General features: G+C 70.7%; 16 protein-coding genes. 6 read left to right on the top strand and 10 right to left on the bottom strand.

Annotation, left to right across the window (positions count from 1 at the left end; translation table 11 throughout):
• Positions 1-43: 43 nt before the first annotated feature.
• Entirely contained in the window at positions 44-406 is a 363-nt protein-coding gene (locus I596_RS14100) for an MGMT family protein (protein WP_083965595.1), read from the bottom strand.
• Positions 407-454: 48 nt separating this feature from the next.
• Between I596_RS14100 and I596_RS14105 the strand changes: the two genes are divergently transcribed.
• Entirely contained in the window at positions 455-862 is a 408-nt protein-coding gene (locus I596_RS14105) for a hypothetical protein (RefSeq protein WP_067649246.1), read from the top strand.
• 168 nt (positions 863-1,030) lie between these two features.
• Here I596_RS14105 and I596_RS14110 read toward each other — a convergent pair whose 3' ends face one another.
• The 3 genes from I596_RS14110 to I596_RS14120 all read right to left on the bottom strand — a co-directional run bounded on the left by I596_RS14110 (position 1,031) and on the right by I596_RS14120 (position 3,736).
• On the bottom strand, positions 1,031-2,158 hold the full coding sequence (locus I596_RS14110; protein WP_067649249.1) for an inorganic phosphate transporter: 1,128 nt from the start codon (positions 2,156-2,158) through the stop codon (positions 1,031-1,033).
• Between the two features lie 5 nt (positions 2,159-2,163).
• Positions 2,164-2,793 (bottom strand): DUF47 domain-containing protein, encoded by a 630-nt coding sequence (locus tag I596_RS14115; protein ID WP_067649252.1) that lies wholly within the window; start codon positions 2,791-2,793, stop codon positions 2,164-2,166.
• Positions 2,794-2,965: 172 nt separating this feature from the next.
• Entirely contained in the window at positions 2,966-3,736 is a 771-nt protein-coding gene (locus I596_RS14120) for an RNA methyltransferase (protein WP_067652022.1), read from the bottom strand.
• Between the two features lie 109 nt (positions 3,737-3,845).
• Here I596_RS14120 and I596_RS14125 point away from each other — a divergent pair, with 109 nt between their 5' ends.
• The gene (locus I596_RS14125; protein WP_067649255.1) at positions 3,846-4,646 is read left to right on the top strand and encodes an inositol monophosphatase family protein; all 801 of its coding nucleotides are present in this window, start codon (positions 3,846-3,848) and stop codon (positions 4,644-4,646) included.
• A 318-nt stretch (positions 4,647-4,964) separates the two neighbouring features.
• Here the strand turns inward: I596_RS14125 and I596_RS14130 are convergent, their stop codons facing one another.
• On the bottom strand, positions 4,965-6,017 hold the full coding sequence (locus I596_RS14130) for an OmpA family protein (RefSeq protein ID WP_067649258.1): 1,053 nt from the start codon (positions 6,015-6,017) through the stop codon (positions 4,965-4,967).
• Positions 6,018-6,233: 216 nt separating this feature from the next.
• Positions 6,234-7,685: a bifunctional 2-methylcitrate dehydratase/aconitate hydratase gene (locus I596_RS14135; RefSeq protein ID WP_067649263.1), complete on the bottom strand. Its 1,452-nt coding sequence runs from the start codon at positions 7,683-7,685 to the stop codon at positions 6,234-6,236.
• 224 nt (positions 7,686-7,909) lie between these two features.
• Here I596_RS14135 and I596_RS14140 point away from each other — a divergent pair, with 224 nt between their 5' ends.
• Positions 7,910-8,701: a dioxygenase family protein gene (locus I596_RS14140; RefSeq protein ID WP_067649266.1), complete on the top strand. Its 792-nt coding sequence runs from the start codon at positions 7,910-7,912 to the stop codon at positions 8,699-8,701.
• 3 nt (positions 8,702-8,704) lie between these two features.
• Here I596_RS14140 and I596_RS14145 read toward each other — a convergent pair whose 3' ends face one another.
• Positions 8,705-9,655, bottom strand: coding sequence for a LysR family transcriptional regulator (locus I596_RS14145; protein ID WP_067649269.1), 951 nt, complete (start codon positions 9,653-9,655; stop codon positions 8,705-8,707).
• 115 nt (positions 9,656-9,770) lie between these two features.
• Here I596_RS14145 and I596_RS14150 point away from each other — a divergent pair, with 115 nt between their 5' ends.
• Together I596_RS14150 and I596_RS14155 are read left to right on the top strand one after the other, a co-directional pair.
• A complete protein-coding gene (locus I596_RS14150; RefSeq protein WP_067649272.1) occupies positions 9,771-10,988 on the top strand; it encodes an MFS transporter in 1,218 nt (405 codons plus the stop codon).
• Between the two features lie 133 nt (positions 10,989-11,121).
• Positions 11,122-12,138 carry a zinc-binding alcohol dehydrogenase family protein gene (locus I596_RS14155; protein ID WP_067649275.1) on the top strand — a complete coding sequence of 339 codons (1,017 nt, stop codon included), beginning with the start codon at positions 11,122-11,124 and terminating at the stop codon, positions 12,136-12,138.
• Positions 12,139-12,147: 9 nt separating this feature from the next.
• Here the strand turns inward: I596_RS14155 and I596_RS14160 are convergent, their stop codons facing one another.
• Positions 12,148-12,522 carry a hypothetical protein gene (locus tag I596_RS14160; RefSeq protein ID WP_067649278.1) on the bottom strand — a complete coding sequence of 125 codons (375 nt, stop codon included), beginning with the start codon at positions 12,520-12,522 and terminating at the stop codon, positions 12,148-12,150.
• Between the two features lie 95 nt (positions 12,523-12,617).
• Here I596_RS14160 and I596_RS14165 point away from each other — a divergent pair, with 95 nt between their 5' ends.
• Positions 12,618-14,636 (top strand): NADPH-dependent 2,4-dienoyl-CoA reductase, encoded by a 2,019-nt coding sequence (locus I596_RS14165; RefSeq protein WP_067652025.1) that lies wholly within the window; start codon positions 12,618-12,620, stop codon positions 14,634-14,636.
• A gap of 9 nt (positions 14,637-14,645) precedes the next feature.
• Here the strand turns inward: I596_RS14165 and I596_RS14170 are convergent, their stop codons facing one another.
• Together I596_RS14170 and grxD are read right to left on the bottom strand one after the other, a co-directional pair.
• A complete protein-coding gene (locus I596_RS14170) occupies positions 14,646-15,416 on the bottom strand; it encodes an SDR family NAD(P)-dependent oxidoreductase (protein WP_223303837.1) in 771 nt (256 codons plus the stop codon).
• On the bottom strand, positions 15,413-15,730 hold the full coding sequence (gene grxD, locus I596_RS14175) for a Grx4 family monothiol glutaredoxin (RefSeq protein ID WP_067649283.1): 318 nt from the start codon (positions 15,728-15,730) through the stop codon (positions 15,413-15,415). Before grxD ends, I596_RS14170 begins: the two co-directional genes overlap by 4 nt.
• Between the last annotated feature and the right edge of the window lie 157 nt (positions 15,731-15,887).

Genomic DNA, 15,887 nt, shown 5'->3' on the forward strand with positions numbered 1-15,887 from the left:
CCAGAAGGGCCGCCCGATTCTCGCACGCCGGCGACGGCCGGGCTCAGCGATCGCCCGGCGGTGCCCAGAGCAAGGCGTCCAGGTCGCCGCGGCCCCAGCCGAACCGGCGCAGGTCGACCTTGCCGCGGACGACCGCCACGCCCTCGGCGCGCAGGCGCCGGGCCTGCTCGCGGAAGGCACTACTGCCGGCCGGGAACGCGATCCGCCCATCCGACCGCAGCACGCGCTGCCAGGGCAGGCCCGGCTCCGGTCCCGCCTCGCCGAGCACCCGCCCGACCAGCCGCGCCCGCCCCGGCAGCCCGGCGCGGGCGGCGACCTCGCCGTAGCTGCTGACGCAGCCGCGCGGGATCGCCGCCACCACGCGCCGGATGGCGTCGTGCTGGGACGAATCGATCGCAGACATCATGGCGATCGCACGTTAGCATAGCCCCGGGTTTGCCAAGGGGACACGCTGGTGCAGAGTTTCGAACAGATCCGCTCGCATGTCGGCAGCCGCCACATGCTGCGCACGAACGACCCCTACCTGGTCAGCTTCGACATCGACGTGGCCGCCGAGCGCCACCAGGGCATCTACCTGACCGAGGTCGAGGACGAGGACGGCGCCAAGTACCTGCGCATCTCCACGCCGGTCGGCCCGTTCACCGGGCTGGACCCAGTCCGCTGCCTGCGCTTCAACTGGGAGCAGCGCACCGGCTTCCTGGCGCTCAGCAACCTGGACGGCTCGCCCTACCTGCACCTGTGCGAGAACCGCCCGTACACGGTGCTCGACGCGGCCGAGCTGGACCGCGTGATCGCCGAGATCGCCGGCCTCGGCGATCACCTGGAGAAGGCGATCTACGCCGAAGGCGAGGACATCCTCTGACGGCCGGCGGCTCCGGCCGGCTGTCGAGAAACAGCCGGCTGGCGCAATCCGGGGAGGAATCGCTCGCGGGTCCGCGGCACGGCGGCTGATCTGCGGAACCGGTAGCGCGGCCTTGCCGCGACCGGCGCACTTGACCTAAGGGCAGGACGGCCCTTGCCCGACGACGCGCTAGCGCAGCCAGGTATCGACGAGCCGGACCAGCAGCCAGGCCAGCGTGGCGGTGACCGGGATCGTCAGGATCCAGGCCCACACCATGCGCTCGACCACCGTCCAGCGGATCGCATTGGGACGCTTGGCGGCGCCCACGCCCATGATCGCCGAGGAGATGTTGTGCGTCGTGGAGACCGGGATGCCGAAGTGCGAGGCGGTGATGATGACGCTCGCCGACGCGGTTTCCGCGGCGAAGCCGTTGATCGGATGGAGCTTGACCAGCTTGTGGCCGAGCGTCTTGATGATGCGCCAGCCACCGGCGGCGGTGCCGGCGGCCATCACCAGCGCGCAAACGATCTTGATCCAGGTGGCCACCTCGAAGCCGCTGGCCGCATCCTGCTCGATCCGCAGGAACGTGAGCCAGCCCGGCAGGTCGTTCAGCGTGCCGGCCGCGGTCGCGCCGGCCAGCGCCAGCGCGATGATGCCCATCGTCTTCTGGGCGTCGTTCATGCCGTGCGAGAAGCCCATCGCCGCGGCCGAGAAGATCTGCGCCTTGCCGAAGAACGCGTTGACCACGCGCGGGCGACCCAGCCGCTTGATCGCGCCCTGCCGCGAGGCGATGAAGTCGATCAGCGTGAACAGTGCGCCCATGACCAGCAGGCCCAGCACGAAACCGGCCAGCGGCGAGGTCAGCATCGGCACGACGACCTTCGGCAGCAGCCCCTTCTCGCCCCACCAGTGGGTGCCGCCCTGGGCCCAGATGATCGCCGCCCAGTCGTTGTGCGCGGCCGCCAGGGCCGCACCGCACAGGCCGCCGACCAGGGCATGCGAGGAACTGGACGGCAGGCCCCACCACCAGGTGATGAGGTTCCAGATGATCGCGCCGAGCAGGGCGCAGATCAGGATCTCCGGCGTGACCGTCACGACGTTGGTGTCGATCAGCCCCGAGGCGATCGTCTTGGCGACCGCGGTGCCCATCAGCGCGCCGACGAGGTTGGTGCCGGCCGCCAGCAGCACCGCCTGGCCCGGGCTCAGGACCTTGGTGGCGACGACGGTCGCGATCGAGTTGGCGGTGTCGTGGAAACCGTTGATGTACTCGAACGCCAGCGCCGCCAGCACGACGACCAGGACCAGTGTCAGATCCATGGCGGTCAGGAGTTCTTGAGGACGATCTGGTAGGCGACGTTGCCGACGTCGCGGCAGCGGTCGATGGCCTTTTCGAGCAGTTCGAACAGATCCTTCAGCAGCAGGATCCGCACCGGCTCGTACCGTCCGTCGTAGAGTTCGCTGTAGAGCTGGAGCATCAGCCGGTCGGCTTCGCCCTCGATCGCCTGCAGGCGATCGTTGAGCGACTTCATGACCTCCAGGTTCATGCCCTTGCGCAACTGGCGGACCATCTGCGTGATGACGTCGCCGGCCTTCTCCAGCAGCACCGCGCGCGAGGCGAAGTCGACGTCGCCCAGCCGGTCGACCTCCAGCGAATAGCGCTCGGCGAACTTGGAGATCGACTTGGTCGTCTTGTAGAGCACTGCCGAGAGCGCCTCGATGTCCTCGCGATCGAGCGCGGTCACGAAGGTGTTCACCAGCTCCTGGCTGATCTGCTCGGACAAGGCCTTCTCGCGCCGGCGCGCCAGCGAGAACTCGTCCAGGCTCGGCGAGGCGTTGCGGTTCTGGAGCAGGTGGACCAATGCCGAGGCCGCATCGCGTGCGGCGTCGGCGCTGGCCTCGAGCAGGCCGAAGAACTTGTCGCCTTTGCCGAAGATCGTTTGCAGGGAAAACATGCAGGAAGGCTCTTTCGGCGCCGGGGGCAGCCGCGCGATGGATCGGGAAGATGACGGATATGTTACAGCATCGATCCGCCGCGTCGCCGGCCCTGCGACCGCGCGTACCGGCCGCACCCGCTCCGGTCGCCCGGTGCGACCGCCCTTCCCCGGCCCGAGCGCGGCTGTCCGGCTACTTCCCTTCGCGCGCGATCCGCGCCATCCGTTGCGCTTCGCCGAGGATGCCGCGCAGGATGCGCAGCTCGCGCTGGTCCGGCTCGGCGCGCTGGAACAGCCGGCGCAGGCGCTGCATGATCGTGCGGTCGGACCGGCCCTTGTGGAAGTCGATGTCGGTCAGGGTCTGCGCCAGGTGCGCGTAGAACCCTTCCATCTGCTCGCTGCTCGCCGGCGGATCGCCCGCCGCGGGACTGACCGGCGCCGCCGGCGACACGCGCCCGGGCAATGCCATCCGCAGTTCGTAGGCGATCACCTGCACGGCCTGGGCGAGATTCAACGACGAGAAGGCCGGATCGGACGGGATTGTGATCGCCTGATGGCAGCAGATCAGCTCGTCGTTCTCCAGGCCGGTGCGCTCGTTGCCGAACACCAGGGCCACCTCGGCGCCCTCCCCGACCGCGTCCAGCGCCACCCGCGCCGCGGCGTGCGGGTCCAGCTCCGGCAGCGGCACGCCGCGCCGGCGCGCGGTAGCGCCCAGCACCAGCCGGCAGTCGGCGATCGCGGCCGGCAGCGTGTCGGTGACGACGGCCGCGTCCAGCACGTCGGTGGCGCCGGCCGCCAGCGCGACCGCCTCCGGGTGCGGGAATGCATGCGGTGCGACCAGGTTCATCCGGGTCAGCCCCATCGTGCGCATCGCGCGGGCAGCGGCACCGATGTTTCCGGGGTGGGAAGGCCTGACCAGGACGATGCGCAGGCGCGAGGCGAGGGTCTGGGCGTGATCGGGCATCGGTTCCATCAAGTGAAGGGCAAGGCGGAACGGGCCGCCGGTGGGAGCCGGCCGGTGCATCTGCTACCCTAGCGGGTCGCCGCCCCGGCGTTCTTTCTCAGCCCGAGCCATGCCAAGACCCGCCGTGAACGTGGCGGTACGCGCTGCGCGTGCCGCCGGCCAGGTGATCCTGCGCCACATCAATCGCATCGAGAACCTCGACGTCGTCGAGAAACAGCGCAACGACTACGTGTCGGAGGTCGATCGCCAGGCCGAGGCCGAAATCATACGCGAACTGCGCCGGGCCTATCCCGATCACGCGGTGCTCGCCGAGGAAAGCGGCGCCAGCGGAAGGTCGCGCTACACCTGGGTCGTCGACCCGCTGGACGGCACGCACAACTACCTGCGCGGCTTCCCGCATTTCTGCGTGTCGATCGCCCTGCTGGAAGGCAAGGAGCCGGTGCACGGCGTGATCTACGATCCGCTGCGCGGCGAGCTCTTCACCAGCAGCAAGGGCGACGGCGCATTCCTCAACGATCGCCGCATGCGCGTCAGCAAGCGCGAGAGCCTGGCCGGCGCCCTGCTGACCACCGGCTTTCCGTACCGCCAGCGCAAGCACCTGCGCACCCAGATGGCGATGACCGAGACCCTGCTCGGCGAGGCCGAGGACATCCGCCGCACCGGTTCGGCCGCGCTGGACCTGGCCTACGTGGCGGCTGGCCGCATCGACGGCTACTTCGAGATCGGCCTGAAGCCCTGGGACATGGCCGCCGGCTGCCTGCTGGTGCGCGAGGCCGGCGGACGCTACTGCGACTTCACCGGCCGCGACGGCCTGCCCGACAACGGCAACCTGATCGCCGGCAACCTCAAGGTCGCCGACGGCATCATCAAGACGATCGCCAAGGACCTCACGCCCGACCTCGCGCGCTGACGCCGCCGGCAATTGCCGCCGGTGCTCGCCGGCGGCGGTTCCGGGCCCTGAAGCAATCTCCGCCGCGCCGCGGCTTCGCGCGCGTGCCGCTTCGATTCGTAACCCGCACCACCTCGTGCCCGGCGGCGGCGATCGCCGAAGGCCGCGTTCGCAGGGTCATCGCCCCCGCCCAGCCCCGCCGGGTCGAAGCACACCCGCCAGGCACGGCCGCCCGTCGTGGCGGACCCGGCGCCCTCGTTCATCCCGCTTTCGGTTCCCGGAAAAGAAAAAGGCCCGGCTTGCGCCGGGCCTTTTCGACAAGCTTGGATCGGTCAGGACTTACTGGCCCTGGACCTGCAGCTCCACGCGACGGTTGCGAGCGCGGCCTTCCTTGGTGTCGTTGGTGTCGATCGGGTTCGACTCGCCGAAGCCCTTGACGCCGCTGATCTGGCTCGCGCTGACGCCGTTCGCGGTCAGGTAGTCGTAGACGGCCTGGGCGCGACGCTCGGACAGACCCTGGTTGTAGGTGTCCGAACCGATCGAGTCGGTGTGACCGTCGAGCTCGACCACGGTCTCCGGGTAACGCTTCAGCACGTCGACCGCCTGATCGAGGATCGCGACGGAGTCGGCCGTCGGCTCGCGCAGGGTCGGGACGATGTTCTTCTCGCCGACCTTCGGACGGTCGAACTTGAAGTTCACGCCACGCAGGTCGATCACGACCTTGGCCGGTGCGGGCTCTTCAGCCGGCGGCGGCGGCGGCGGCGGCGGCGGCTCGGCAGCCGGCGGCGGCTCCGGAGCCGGTGCACCACCGAAGTTGTAGACCAGGCCGATCGTGGCCAGGCCGTCGGTGAAGCCGGTGTTCTTCTTCACGCCCGGGAACTGGCCCTGCAGCGAGTTGTTGTCGTTGTCGTAACGGGCGGCGATTTCACCGCGCAGCGCGACACGATGCGAGACGTTGTACTGGACGCCGCCGCCGACGGTGGCGAACGGATCCCAGCCGCTCTTCTGCACGCTCTCGGCATAGGCGGCATGGCGCAGGAAGCCGACGCCACCAAGGACGTACGGACGCCAGGCCGAACCTTCCTGACCGAAGAACCAACGCGCGGTGGCGCCGAGGCTGACCGACTCCCATTCCTTGCCGGGACGGGCCGAGTCGTTCTCGTAGTCGGCGTTGTTGATGCCGTACTCGAAGTCGACCGCCAGGTTCGGGGTCGCCCAAACGCCGACGCCGAGGCCGCCGTACAGCGACTCCTTGGTGTCGCGGTCGCTATCGGGGATCACGGCGCCGATACGCGGCGTGATGTACCAGTTGCCGTAGTCCTGGGCCTGGGCGACGGTGGCCGCTCCGCCAAGCGACAGTGCAATCAGCGCATACAAGGCTTTCTGCTTCATTATTTGGAGTCTCCTGATCGTTGGTTCTTGCTTGGCGTCCTGAAGGTGCGCTCCGATTGGACGCGAATCGCAGTGCGCACTCTACAACAAATCCTAGGGGAACAGAACGTGTTTTTAACGATTTATTACGGGTCCCTGGGGGGCACAGTCTAGACGGACGTTTCAAGCTGAACCAGCATATGTAAAAACGGTATTAAGCCCGCAGTCAGTCGGTCGTCAGAGCGCGAAAAGGTCCAGGAACCGGTGCAGCGGCATCCGGTCCAGCGCGGCCGGATCGGCCGTGGCGGCCAGGATGCGTGCGGACCGGGCGGCCGGCAGGTGGCCCGCCAGCGCGTCGCGGAACTTGTTCAGCAGGACCGGAATGCCCTCGTGGCGGCGCTTGCGGTGGCCGATCGGGTAGTCGATCGACACCTTCTGGGTGCTCGAGCCGTCCTTGAAGAAAACCTGAACCGAGTTGCCGATGTAGCGCTTCTCCGGATCGAAGTAGTCCTTCGTGAACTGGGGGTTTTCCTTCACCGTCATCTTGTCGCGCAGCGCGTCGATGCGCGGGTCGGCGGCCACCGCGTCGTTGTAGTCCTCGGCGGTCAGGCGTCCGAAGATCAGCGGCACGGCGACCATGTACTGGATGCAGTGGTCGCGGTCGGCGTAGTTGGCCAGCGGGCCGGTCTTGTCGATGATGCGCACGCCCGCTTCCTGGGTCTCGATCTCGATGCGCTCGACCTGGTCGATCCGGCCGGCGACCTCGGCGTGCAGCTGCATCGCGCACTCGACCGCGGTCTGCGCATGGAACTCGGCCGGGTAGCTGATCTTGAACAGCACGTTCTCCATCACGTAGCTGCCGAACGGGCGCTCGAACTCGAAGGACTTGCCCTTGAACGCGACGTCGTAGAAACCCCAGGTCTTCGCGCTCAGCGCCGACGGATAGCCGACCACGCGCTTCTCGACCGCATTGATCGCGTGGATCACCGCGCGGCGGCAGGCGTCGCCGGCGGCCCAGCTCTTGCGCGGGCCGGTGTTGGGGGCGTGGCGATAGGTGCGCAGCACGCCGTTGTCGATCCACGAATGCGAGACCGCGGTGACGATCTCCTCCTTGCCGCCGCCGAACATCGCCGTGGCGACCGCCGTGGAGGCCAGGCGCACGAGGATCACGTGGTCGAGGCCGACGCGGTTGAAGCTGTTCTTGAGCGCGTAGCAGCCCTGGATCTCGTGCGCCTTGATCGCGAACGTCAGCACGTCGCGGACGGTGAGCGGCGCGGCGCCTTCGCGCTCGGCCTTGCGCGACAGGTAGTCGCCGACGGCGAGGATGGTGCCGAGGTTGTCGGACGGATGGCCCCATTCGGCGGCCAGCCAGGTGTCGTTGAAGTCGAGCCAGCGGATCTGCGTACCGATCGCGAACGCCGCCTGCACCGGATCGAGTTCGTGGCTGGTGCCCGGTACGCGCGCACCGCCCGGCAGCGTGGCGCCCGGCACGACCGGCCCGAGATGCTTGACGCACTCGGGGAACTTCATCGCCAGCATGGCCGTCGCCAGCGAGTCGAGCAGCATGTAGCGCGCGGTGTCGTAGGCCTCCGGCGAATCGATCGTCGCATCGGCCACGTAGTTGGCGATGTCGACCATCGGCTGGTCGGGATCCGGCCGTGCGGCCGAGCGGATGTCGTGTCCGGACATGATGGGTTCCGTAGCGGTGGTGGGGAGGCGCGGCGGCCGCGCGAACGCGCGGTACGAAGCCGCGCATTGTGCCAGATGCGTCCGTCCCGGGCATCGGCGCGGTACCGCCGGCGGCGCATTCGGCGGCTGCCGGCAACAGTCTTTTCCGCCGCCGCGGCTCGATCCGGCCGCCCGGCGAACCCATCTTGACCGCCAGCGCCGCCCCGCGGCCGACGAGACCCGCCATGACCACCGCTCCGCTTCCCAGCCTGTTCGTATCGCACGGATCGCCGATGCTGGCGATCGAGGATTCGCCGGCCGGCCGCTTCCTGGACGGCCTGGGCCCGGCGATCGGCCGGCCGCGCGCGATCCTCGTCGCGTCCGCCCACTTCGAAAGCCCGGGACCGGCGCTGACCCGCGGCGAGCGGCCGGCGACGGTCCACGATTTCGGCGGCTTTCCGGCGGCGCTGTACGCGCTGCGCTATCCGGCCGCCGGCGCGGACGAGCTGGCCGCGCGCGCGGCGGACCTGCTGGCGCGCGAGGGTTTCGTGCCGCGTGACGATGCCGGCCACGGATTCGACCACGGCGTCTGGGTGCCGTTGCGGCGCATGTATCCCCAGGCCGACGTGCCGGTGGTCGCACTGTCGGTCGATCCGCGGGCCGATGCGGCCTGGCACTACCGCGTCGGGCGCGCGCTGGCGCCGCTGCGCGACGATGGCGTGCTGGTGCTCGGCTCGGGCAGCTTCTCGCACAACCTGCGCGAGCTGGACTGGCGCGCCGGCGGCACCGCGCCGGCCACCTGGATGACCGGCTTCACCGATCCGCTGCGCGACCGGCTGCTGGCCGGCGACGTGGCCGGCGTGCTCGACTGGCAGCGGCTTCCGCATGCCCTGCGCAACCATCCCAGCCCCGAGCATCTGCTGCCGCTGTTCGTCGCGCTGGGGGCCGCCGGCGACACGCCGCGGGCGCGGCTGCTGCACGATTCGGTCGCGCTGGGTTCGCTGGCACTGGACGCGTTCGCCTTCGACGGCGACTGACGTTCAGCGGGGCACCTCGCGCACGCCGGCCAGCGCGCCGTCCAGGCCGCGTTCCCAGGGCGGATGCTCGCCGAACTCGGCGCTCAGGAAGTCGACGAAGGCGCGCACCCGCGGCGGAACCAGCCGCCGCTGCGGCATCACCGCACTGATCGCGGTGGCGGCGATCGGATAGTCGGGCAGCACCACCTCCAGCCGGCCGGCGCGCAGGTCGTCGGCGACGTGCCACAGCGAATGCACCGCGATGCCCTCGCCAGCCACGGCGGCGTCGCGCAGCAGCTCACCGAAGTTGCTCTCGAAGCGCCCCTGCACCCGGACGACGGTCTCGCCGCCTTCCGGCGTGCCGAACCGCCAGCTGTCCTGGCGGCCGCCGCTGCCGAACAGCAGCAGGCATTCGTGTTCGCCGAGCGCCTGCGGCGTCCGCGGCCGCCCGCGCCGTGCCAGATACGCCGGCGCGGCGCACAGCACGCGGCGGTTGGCGGCGATCCGCCGCGCGACCAGGCGCGAATCCTCCAGGGCACCGATGCGGATCGCGAGGTCGAAACCCTCGCTGACCAGGTCGACGACCTGGTCGCTCAGGTGGACGCTGAGCCGCAGCCGCGGGTGCCGCGCGAGGAACCGCGGCAGCAGCGGCGAGACGTACTGGCGCCCGAACGAGGCGGACAGCGTCACCCGCAGCGTGCCGGCCACCGCCGCGCCGCTCTGGCGCAGGCCGCTGGCCAGCGATTCCAGGTCCTCCACCAGGGCCCGCCCCTGCGCGGCCAGCACCGCCCCTTCCGGGGTGGCGTGCAGCCGCCGCGTGGTCCGGTGCAGCAGGCGCACGCCGAAATCGCGTTCCAACCGCTTCAGGCGCTGGCTGGCGACGGCCGGCGACAGGTCCAGGCTGCGCGCAGCCGCGCTGATCGAGCCCGAATCGAGCACGCGCAGGAACAGGGCGATGTCGCCGACGCGGTCCATCCGGCCTCCATTTTCAATTTTCTGTTGAAACTGATTCGCGATCATGCCGGTTTCCGCTCAATCTGCAAGCGCCTAGCCTGGGCGTCTCGTCTTTCCTCCGGACCCCGATCCCGTCATGAACACCCCGCTTGCGGCCACCCGGCCACGCACGCCGCCCGCCCTGTATGCGCTGACCGCCGGCGCGTTCGGCATCGGCGTCACCGAGTTCGTCATCATGGGCATCCTGCTGGAGGTCGGTACCGACCTCGGCGTCTCGATCCCGGCCGCCGGCCTGCTGATTTCCGGCTACGCGCTCGGCGTGCTGATCGGCGCACCGGTGATGACCGTGCTGACCGGGCGCTGGCCGCGCAAGACCGCCCTGCTGGCGCTGATGGGCATCTTCACGCTCGGCAACCTGGCCTGCGCGCTGGCACCGAACTACGAACTGCTGATGGCGGCGCGGGTGCTGACGGCGTTCGCGCACGGCACGTTCTTCGGCGTCGGCTCGATCGTCGCGACCAGCCTGGTACCGCCGGACCGGCGTGCCTCGGCAATCGCGATCATGTTCACCGGCCTGACGGTGGCGACGATCCTCGGCGTGCCGTTCGGCACCTGGCTCGGCCAGGCGTTCGGCTGGCGTGCCACTTTCTTGGCGGTCACGGCGATCGGCGTGGTCGCGCTGGCGGTGCTGGCCCGCTACGTGCCGCGGGAAACCGCACCGCCGGAGCCGGGCGACTGGCGCGCCGACCTGCGCGCCCTGGCGCGGGGACCGGTCCTGCTCGGCCTGTTGACGACGGTGCTCGGCTTCGGCGGGATGTTCGCGGTGTTCACCTACATCGCGCCGATCCTGACGCGCGTGACCGGCTTCGGCGAAGCGGCGGTCTCGCCGATCCTGCTGGTGTTCGGCGCCGGCCTGGTCGCCGGCAACCTGGTCGGCGGCCGGCTGGCCGACCGCCGGCTGGTACCGGCCCTGCTCGGCAGCCTGGCCCTGCTGGTCGTGGTGCTGGTCCTGATGGGCTTCGCCCTGCACAGCCGCTGGCTGACCGTCGTCTTCGTCGGCCTGCTCGGCTTCGCGGCGTTCGCGACCGTGCCGCCGCTGCAGCTGTGGGTGCTGTCCAAGGCCGAAGGTGCCGGCCAGAGCCTGGCCTCCAGCTTCAACATCGGCGCGTTCAACCTCGGCAATGCGCTCGGCGCGTGGCTGGGCGGCTGGACGATCGACCGCGGCCTGGGCCTCGAATCGCTGGCCTGGGTGGCCGCGCTGGTGCCGCTGGCGGCCCTGCTGGTGGCCGGCTGGGCCCTGCACCAGGACCGGCGCGCGCCGGCGCCGGTGCTGTGCGTCGGCGAGGACGGATGAGCGCCTCGCCCGCGCGCCGCCCCGCCCCGATGCGCCCCGTTCCGATGCTTCGCTTCACCGATCTTCGCCAGGCCACTGGACGCGCGTCCCGGCCGGTACCACGATCCCTACCGCCGCTTCGAGAGGACTCCCGATGAAAGCCGTCGCCCTGACCCGCTACCTGCCGATCGACGACCCCGCTGCGCTGATCGACGTCGACCTGCCCGTGCCGGCCGCCGCCGGCCACGACCTGCTCGTGCGCGTGGAGGCGGTCTCGGTCAATCCGGTCGACACCAAGCTGCGCGCACCCAAGCCGCAGGTGGAACCGCAGCCGCGCGTCCTCGGCTTCGACGCCGCCGGCGTCGTCGAGGCCGTCGGCCCCGAGGTCACGCGTTTCAAGCCCGGCGATGCCGTCTACTACGCCGGCGACGTGACGCGGCCCGGCAGCAACGCGCAGTTCCAATTGGTCGACGAGCGCCTGGCCGGCCGCAAGCCGGCCTCGCTCGACTTCGCCCAGGCCGCCGCGCTGCCGCTGACGACGATCACCGCCTGGGAACTGCTGTTCCAGCGCATGCCGTTCGACGCGCAGGACGGCGGCACCGGCAAGACCCTGCTGGTGATCGCCGGCGCCGGCGGTGTCGGCTCGATCGCGATCCAGCTCGCCCGCCGCGCCGGCTTCACGGTGATCGCGACCGCCTCGCGGCCGCAGACGGTGCAGTGGTGCCGCGACCTCGGCGCGCACCACGTGATCGACCACCGCCAGCCGCTCGCGCCGCAACTGGCGGCCCTGGGCTTCCAGACGGTCGACGCCGCGATCAACCTCGCCGATACCGACCGCTACTGGGACGCGCTCGGCGAGCTGCTGGCGCCGCAGGGCCATGTGGGCCTCATCGTCGAACCGGCCGGCGCGCTGCGCATCGGCGATCCGTACAAGGCCAAGTGCATCGGCATCCACTGGGAGATGATGTTCGCGCGGCCGCGCTTCAAAACCGCCGACCAGGGCGAGCAGGGCGCGATCCTCGAACGCGTCGCCGACCTGGTCGACGCCGGCGCACTGCGCAGCACGCACACCCAGACGCTGACGCCGATCAACGCCGCCAACCTGCGCGAGGCGCACCGGCAGCTGGAATCGGGCAGCACGATCGGCAAGCTCGCCCTCGCCGGCTGGTAGCGGCGCGGGCTACAGCAACGGCAGCGCGAACAGCCCCGCGCCGAGCACGAACGCCGCCGTCAGGCCGTGCACGAGCGGATGATCGATCCGCAGGAACACCAGCTGCTCGATCGTCCGCCCGACCCAGAACAGCGCCATCAGCAGCAGCAGCGCGCGCCCCAGCGGCGTCCCGGCCAGTTCCTCGGGGAAGACGAAGCAGACGATGCCGATGCCGAGGAACACGTGGATCAGCCGCAGGTTGAGGATCTGCACGATCGCCCGCGTCGGTCGCCCGACGCGGGCCAGTTCGGTCCGCCAGCGGAACAGCCGCCAGAACGCCGCGTGGAACAGCGCGAAGGCGATGCTGTGCACGCCGCATAGGTAGATCACCCCGTTTACGCTCACGACGCCTCCCGTGGCCGGTCCTGACGCGAGCGCCCTTGCCACCGGCACGCCCGGACAGGCATCTTAAACGCTCGTTTGAATCCGTGGATGGCACCGTGGACTACCCGCACCTGTTCGCCCCGCTCGATCTGGGTTTCGCGGTCCTGCCCAACCGCGTGCTGATGGGCTCGATGCATACCGGCCTGGAAGACCGCGCCCGCGACTACGCGCGGCTCGCGGCGTACTTCGCCGAGCGTGCGCGCGGCGGTGTCGGGCTGATGGTGACGGGCGGGATCGCACCCAATGTCGAGGGCTGGCTCAAGCCGTTCGCCGGGCGCCTGTCGATGCCGTGGCACGTGGCGCGGCACCGCCGGCTGACCGGCGCGGTGCACGCCGAAGGCGGTCGCCTCTGCCTGCAGATCCTGCACGGCGGCCGCTATGCCTATCACCCGCTGTCGGTCGCGCCGTCGCGGATCAAGTCACCGATCACGCCGTTCACGCCGCGTGCGCTCACCGCCCGCGGCGTCGAGCGCACGATCGACGCATTCGTGAGCTGCGCCAAGCTGGCACAGGATGCCGGCTACGACGGCGTCGAGGTGATGGGTTCGGAAGGCTACCTGATCAACCAGTTCCTGGCCGCGCGCACCAACCGGCGCGACGATGCCTGGGGCGGCAGCGCGCAGCGGCGCATGCGCCTGGCCGTCGAGATCGTCCGCCGCACGCGGGCGGCGGTCGGCGAGGCCTTCATCATCATCTACCGCCTCTCGATGCTCGATCTGGTCGACGACGCGCAGAGCTGGGACGAGATCGTGCAGCTGGCGCGGGCGATCGAGACCGCCGGCGCGACACTGATCAATACCGGCATCGGCTGGCACGAGGCGCGCGTGCCGACCATCGTCACCTCGGTGCCGCGCGCGGCGTTCGCCGCGCTGACGCGCAAGCTCAAGGGCGAGGTCGGGCTGCCGCTGGTCGCGACCAACCGCATCAACATGCCCGAGGTCGCCGAACGCCTGCTGGCCGACGGCAGCGCCGACATGGTCTCGATGGCGCGACCGCTGCTGGCCGACCCGGACTGGGTCGCCAAGGCACGCAGCGGACGCGGCGACCGCATCAACACCTGCATCGCCTGCAACCAGGCCTGCCTCGACCACGTGTTCGAGAACCGCACGGCGAGCTGCCTGGTCAACCCGCGCGCCTGCCGCGAGACCGAGCTGGCGATCCGGCCGGTCGCGCAGCCGCGGCGCTATGCCGTCGTCGGCGCCGGCCCGGCCGGCCTGGCGGCGGCCGCGACGCTGGCCGAGCGCGGCCACCGCGTGACCCTGATCGAGCGGGCCGGTGCGATCGGCGGCCAGTTCAATCTCGCCAAGCGCATCCCCGGCAAGGAGGAATTCCACGAGACGCTGCGCTACTTCGGCCACCGCCTGGCCGATACCGGCGTCGAGATCCGTCTCGGCACGTCCGCGACCGCCGCCGCGCTGCGGACCGAGGGCTTCGACGCAGTGGTGGTGGCCACCGGCGTGGTGCCGCGCCGGCTGTCGATTCCCGGCAGCGACGATCCGCGCGTGCTGAGCTACCTGGACGTGCTGCGCGACGGCGTGCCGGTCGGACCGCGCGTGGCGATCGTCGGCGCGGGCGGCATCGGCTTCGACGTCGCCGAGTTCCTGGTCGAGCCGGCGCCGTCGCCGACCACCGACCTCGCGCGCTGGACGCGCGAATGGGGCGTGGACCTGGATCACGCCGCGCGCGGCGGCCTGGCGCCGGCACGGCCGGAGCCGCCGGCGCGTGCGGTCTGGCTGCTGCAGCGTACGCCGGGCGCGCCGGGCCGGCGCCTCAACAAGACCACCGGCTGGGTACACCGCGCGACACTGAAGGCCAAGCGGGTCACGCTGCTCGGCGGCGTCGCCTACGAGCGCATCGACGCGGACGGCCTGCACATCCGCGTCGGCGAGGAGAAACAGGTACTCGCGGTCGACCACGTCGTCGTCTGCGCCGGCCAGGAGCCGGACCGCCGTCTCGCCGACGAGCTGATCGCCGCGGGCGTCGCCACCCATGTCATCGGCGGTGCCGACGTGGCGGCCGAGCTGGACGCCAAGCGCGCGATCGCGCAAGGCACGGCGCTGGCGAGCACGCTGTGAAGCGGTGACTCAGGCAGGGCGCAGATCGAGGATCGCGCCGCGCAGTCCGCTCGCCGCATCGGTCAGCAGGAAGGCCGCCGCCGCGCCGGCTGCGTCGGGCGTCGGCAGGCTGAGCGTGTCCTCGCCGAACCAGGCGGTCCGCCGCAACGCCGTGCGCATCGGCGCCGGCAGCAGGCCGTGGATGCGCACCGGCCCGGTGTCGGTTTCCTCGTGCAGGATCGAGACCAGGCCGGGCAAGGCGTGCTTGGCGACGCCGTAGCCGCCCCAGAACGCCTTGCCGATGGTGGCCGGGTCGTCGAATGCGAAGACCACGGCGGCCCGCTCGCGCTGGCGCAGCAGCGGCAGGCAGGCCTGGGTCAGCAGGAACGGCGCGGTCAGGTTGACCTGCTGCGTGCGCAGCCATTCCTCGGGCTTGATCTGGTCGGTCGGCTGCAGGCCGGCGAACTGCGCGGCCGCATGGACGATGCCGTCGAGCCGGCCGCATTCGCGCTCGACCGTGTCCGCCACCTGGCCGTAGTCGTCCGGGCTGGCGCCGGCCAGGTCCAGCGGATAGATCGCCGGCTGCGCGCCGCCGGCGGCGGCGACCTCGTCGTAGAGCTTCTCGAGCGCGCGCACCTTGCGGCCGAGCAGCACCACGGTCGCACCCGCACCGGCGCAGGCCAGCACGGCGGCACGTCCGAGCCCACCGGTGGCGCCGGCGACCAGGACCACGCGGCCGTCCAGCGCAGCAGCGGCCGGCGCCGCCGCGGCGACGCGCGCCAAGGCAAGACGGCCGATCACGCTTTCTGCAGGTCCTTGACGATGCGCTCGAGCTCGCCCGACTCGTAGAGTTCCAGCGTGATGTCGCAGCCGCCGATCAGCTCGCCGTGCACGAACAGCTGCGGGAACGTCGGCCAGTTGGAGTAACGCGGCAGCGTCGCCCGGACTTCCGGGTCTTCCAGCACGTTGACGGCATGGAAGTCGGCGCCGACGGCCTTGAGGGCCTTGACGGTGCGGCTGGAGAAGCCGCACATCGGGAACTGCGGCGTGCCCTTCATGTAGAGCACGACCGCATGTTCGGCCAGGGTTTTCTTGATGCGTTCGGTGGTTTCCATCACGGATCCGGAAAGGGCGCAGGCATTCAGCGCCAGATGGGCATTCTACCCGTTCCGCACAAGGCCGGGCCGCGGCGGCGCGGGGCGGCCTTGCGCGGAAGGTCGCAGCCCCCCGCGAAGGGCAACGGCGGCGAAACCACCCGACACGGGCATCCCC

Origin of the sequence: Dokdonella koreensis DS-123 (genome assembly GCF_001632775.1) — a bacterium.
Taxonomy (GTDB): Bacteria; Pseudomonadota; Gammaproteobacteria; order Xanthomonadales; family Rhodanobacteraceae; genus Dokdonella; species Dokdonella koreensis.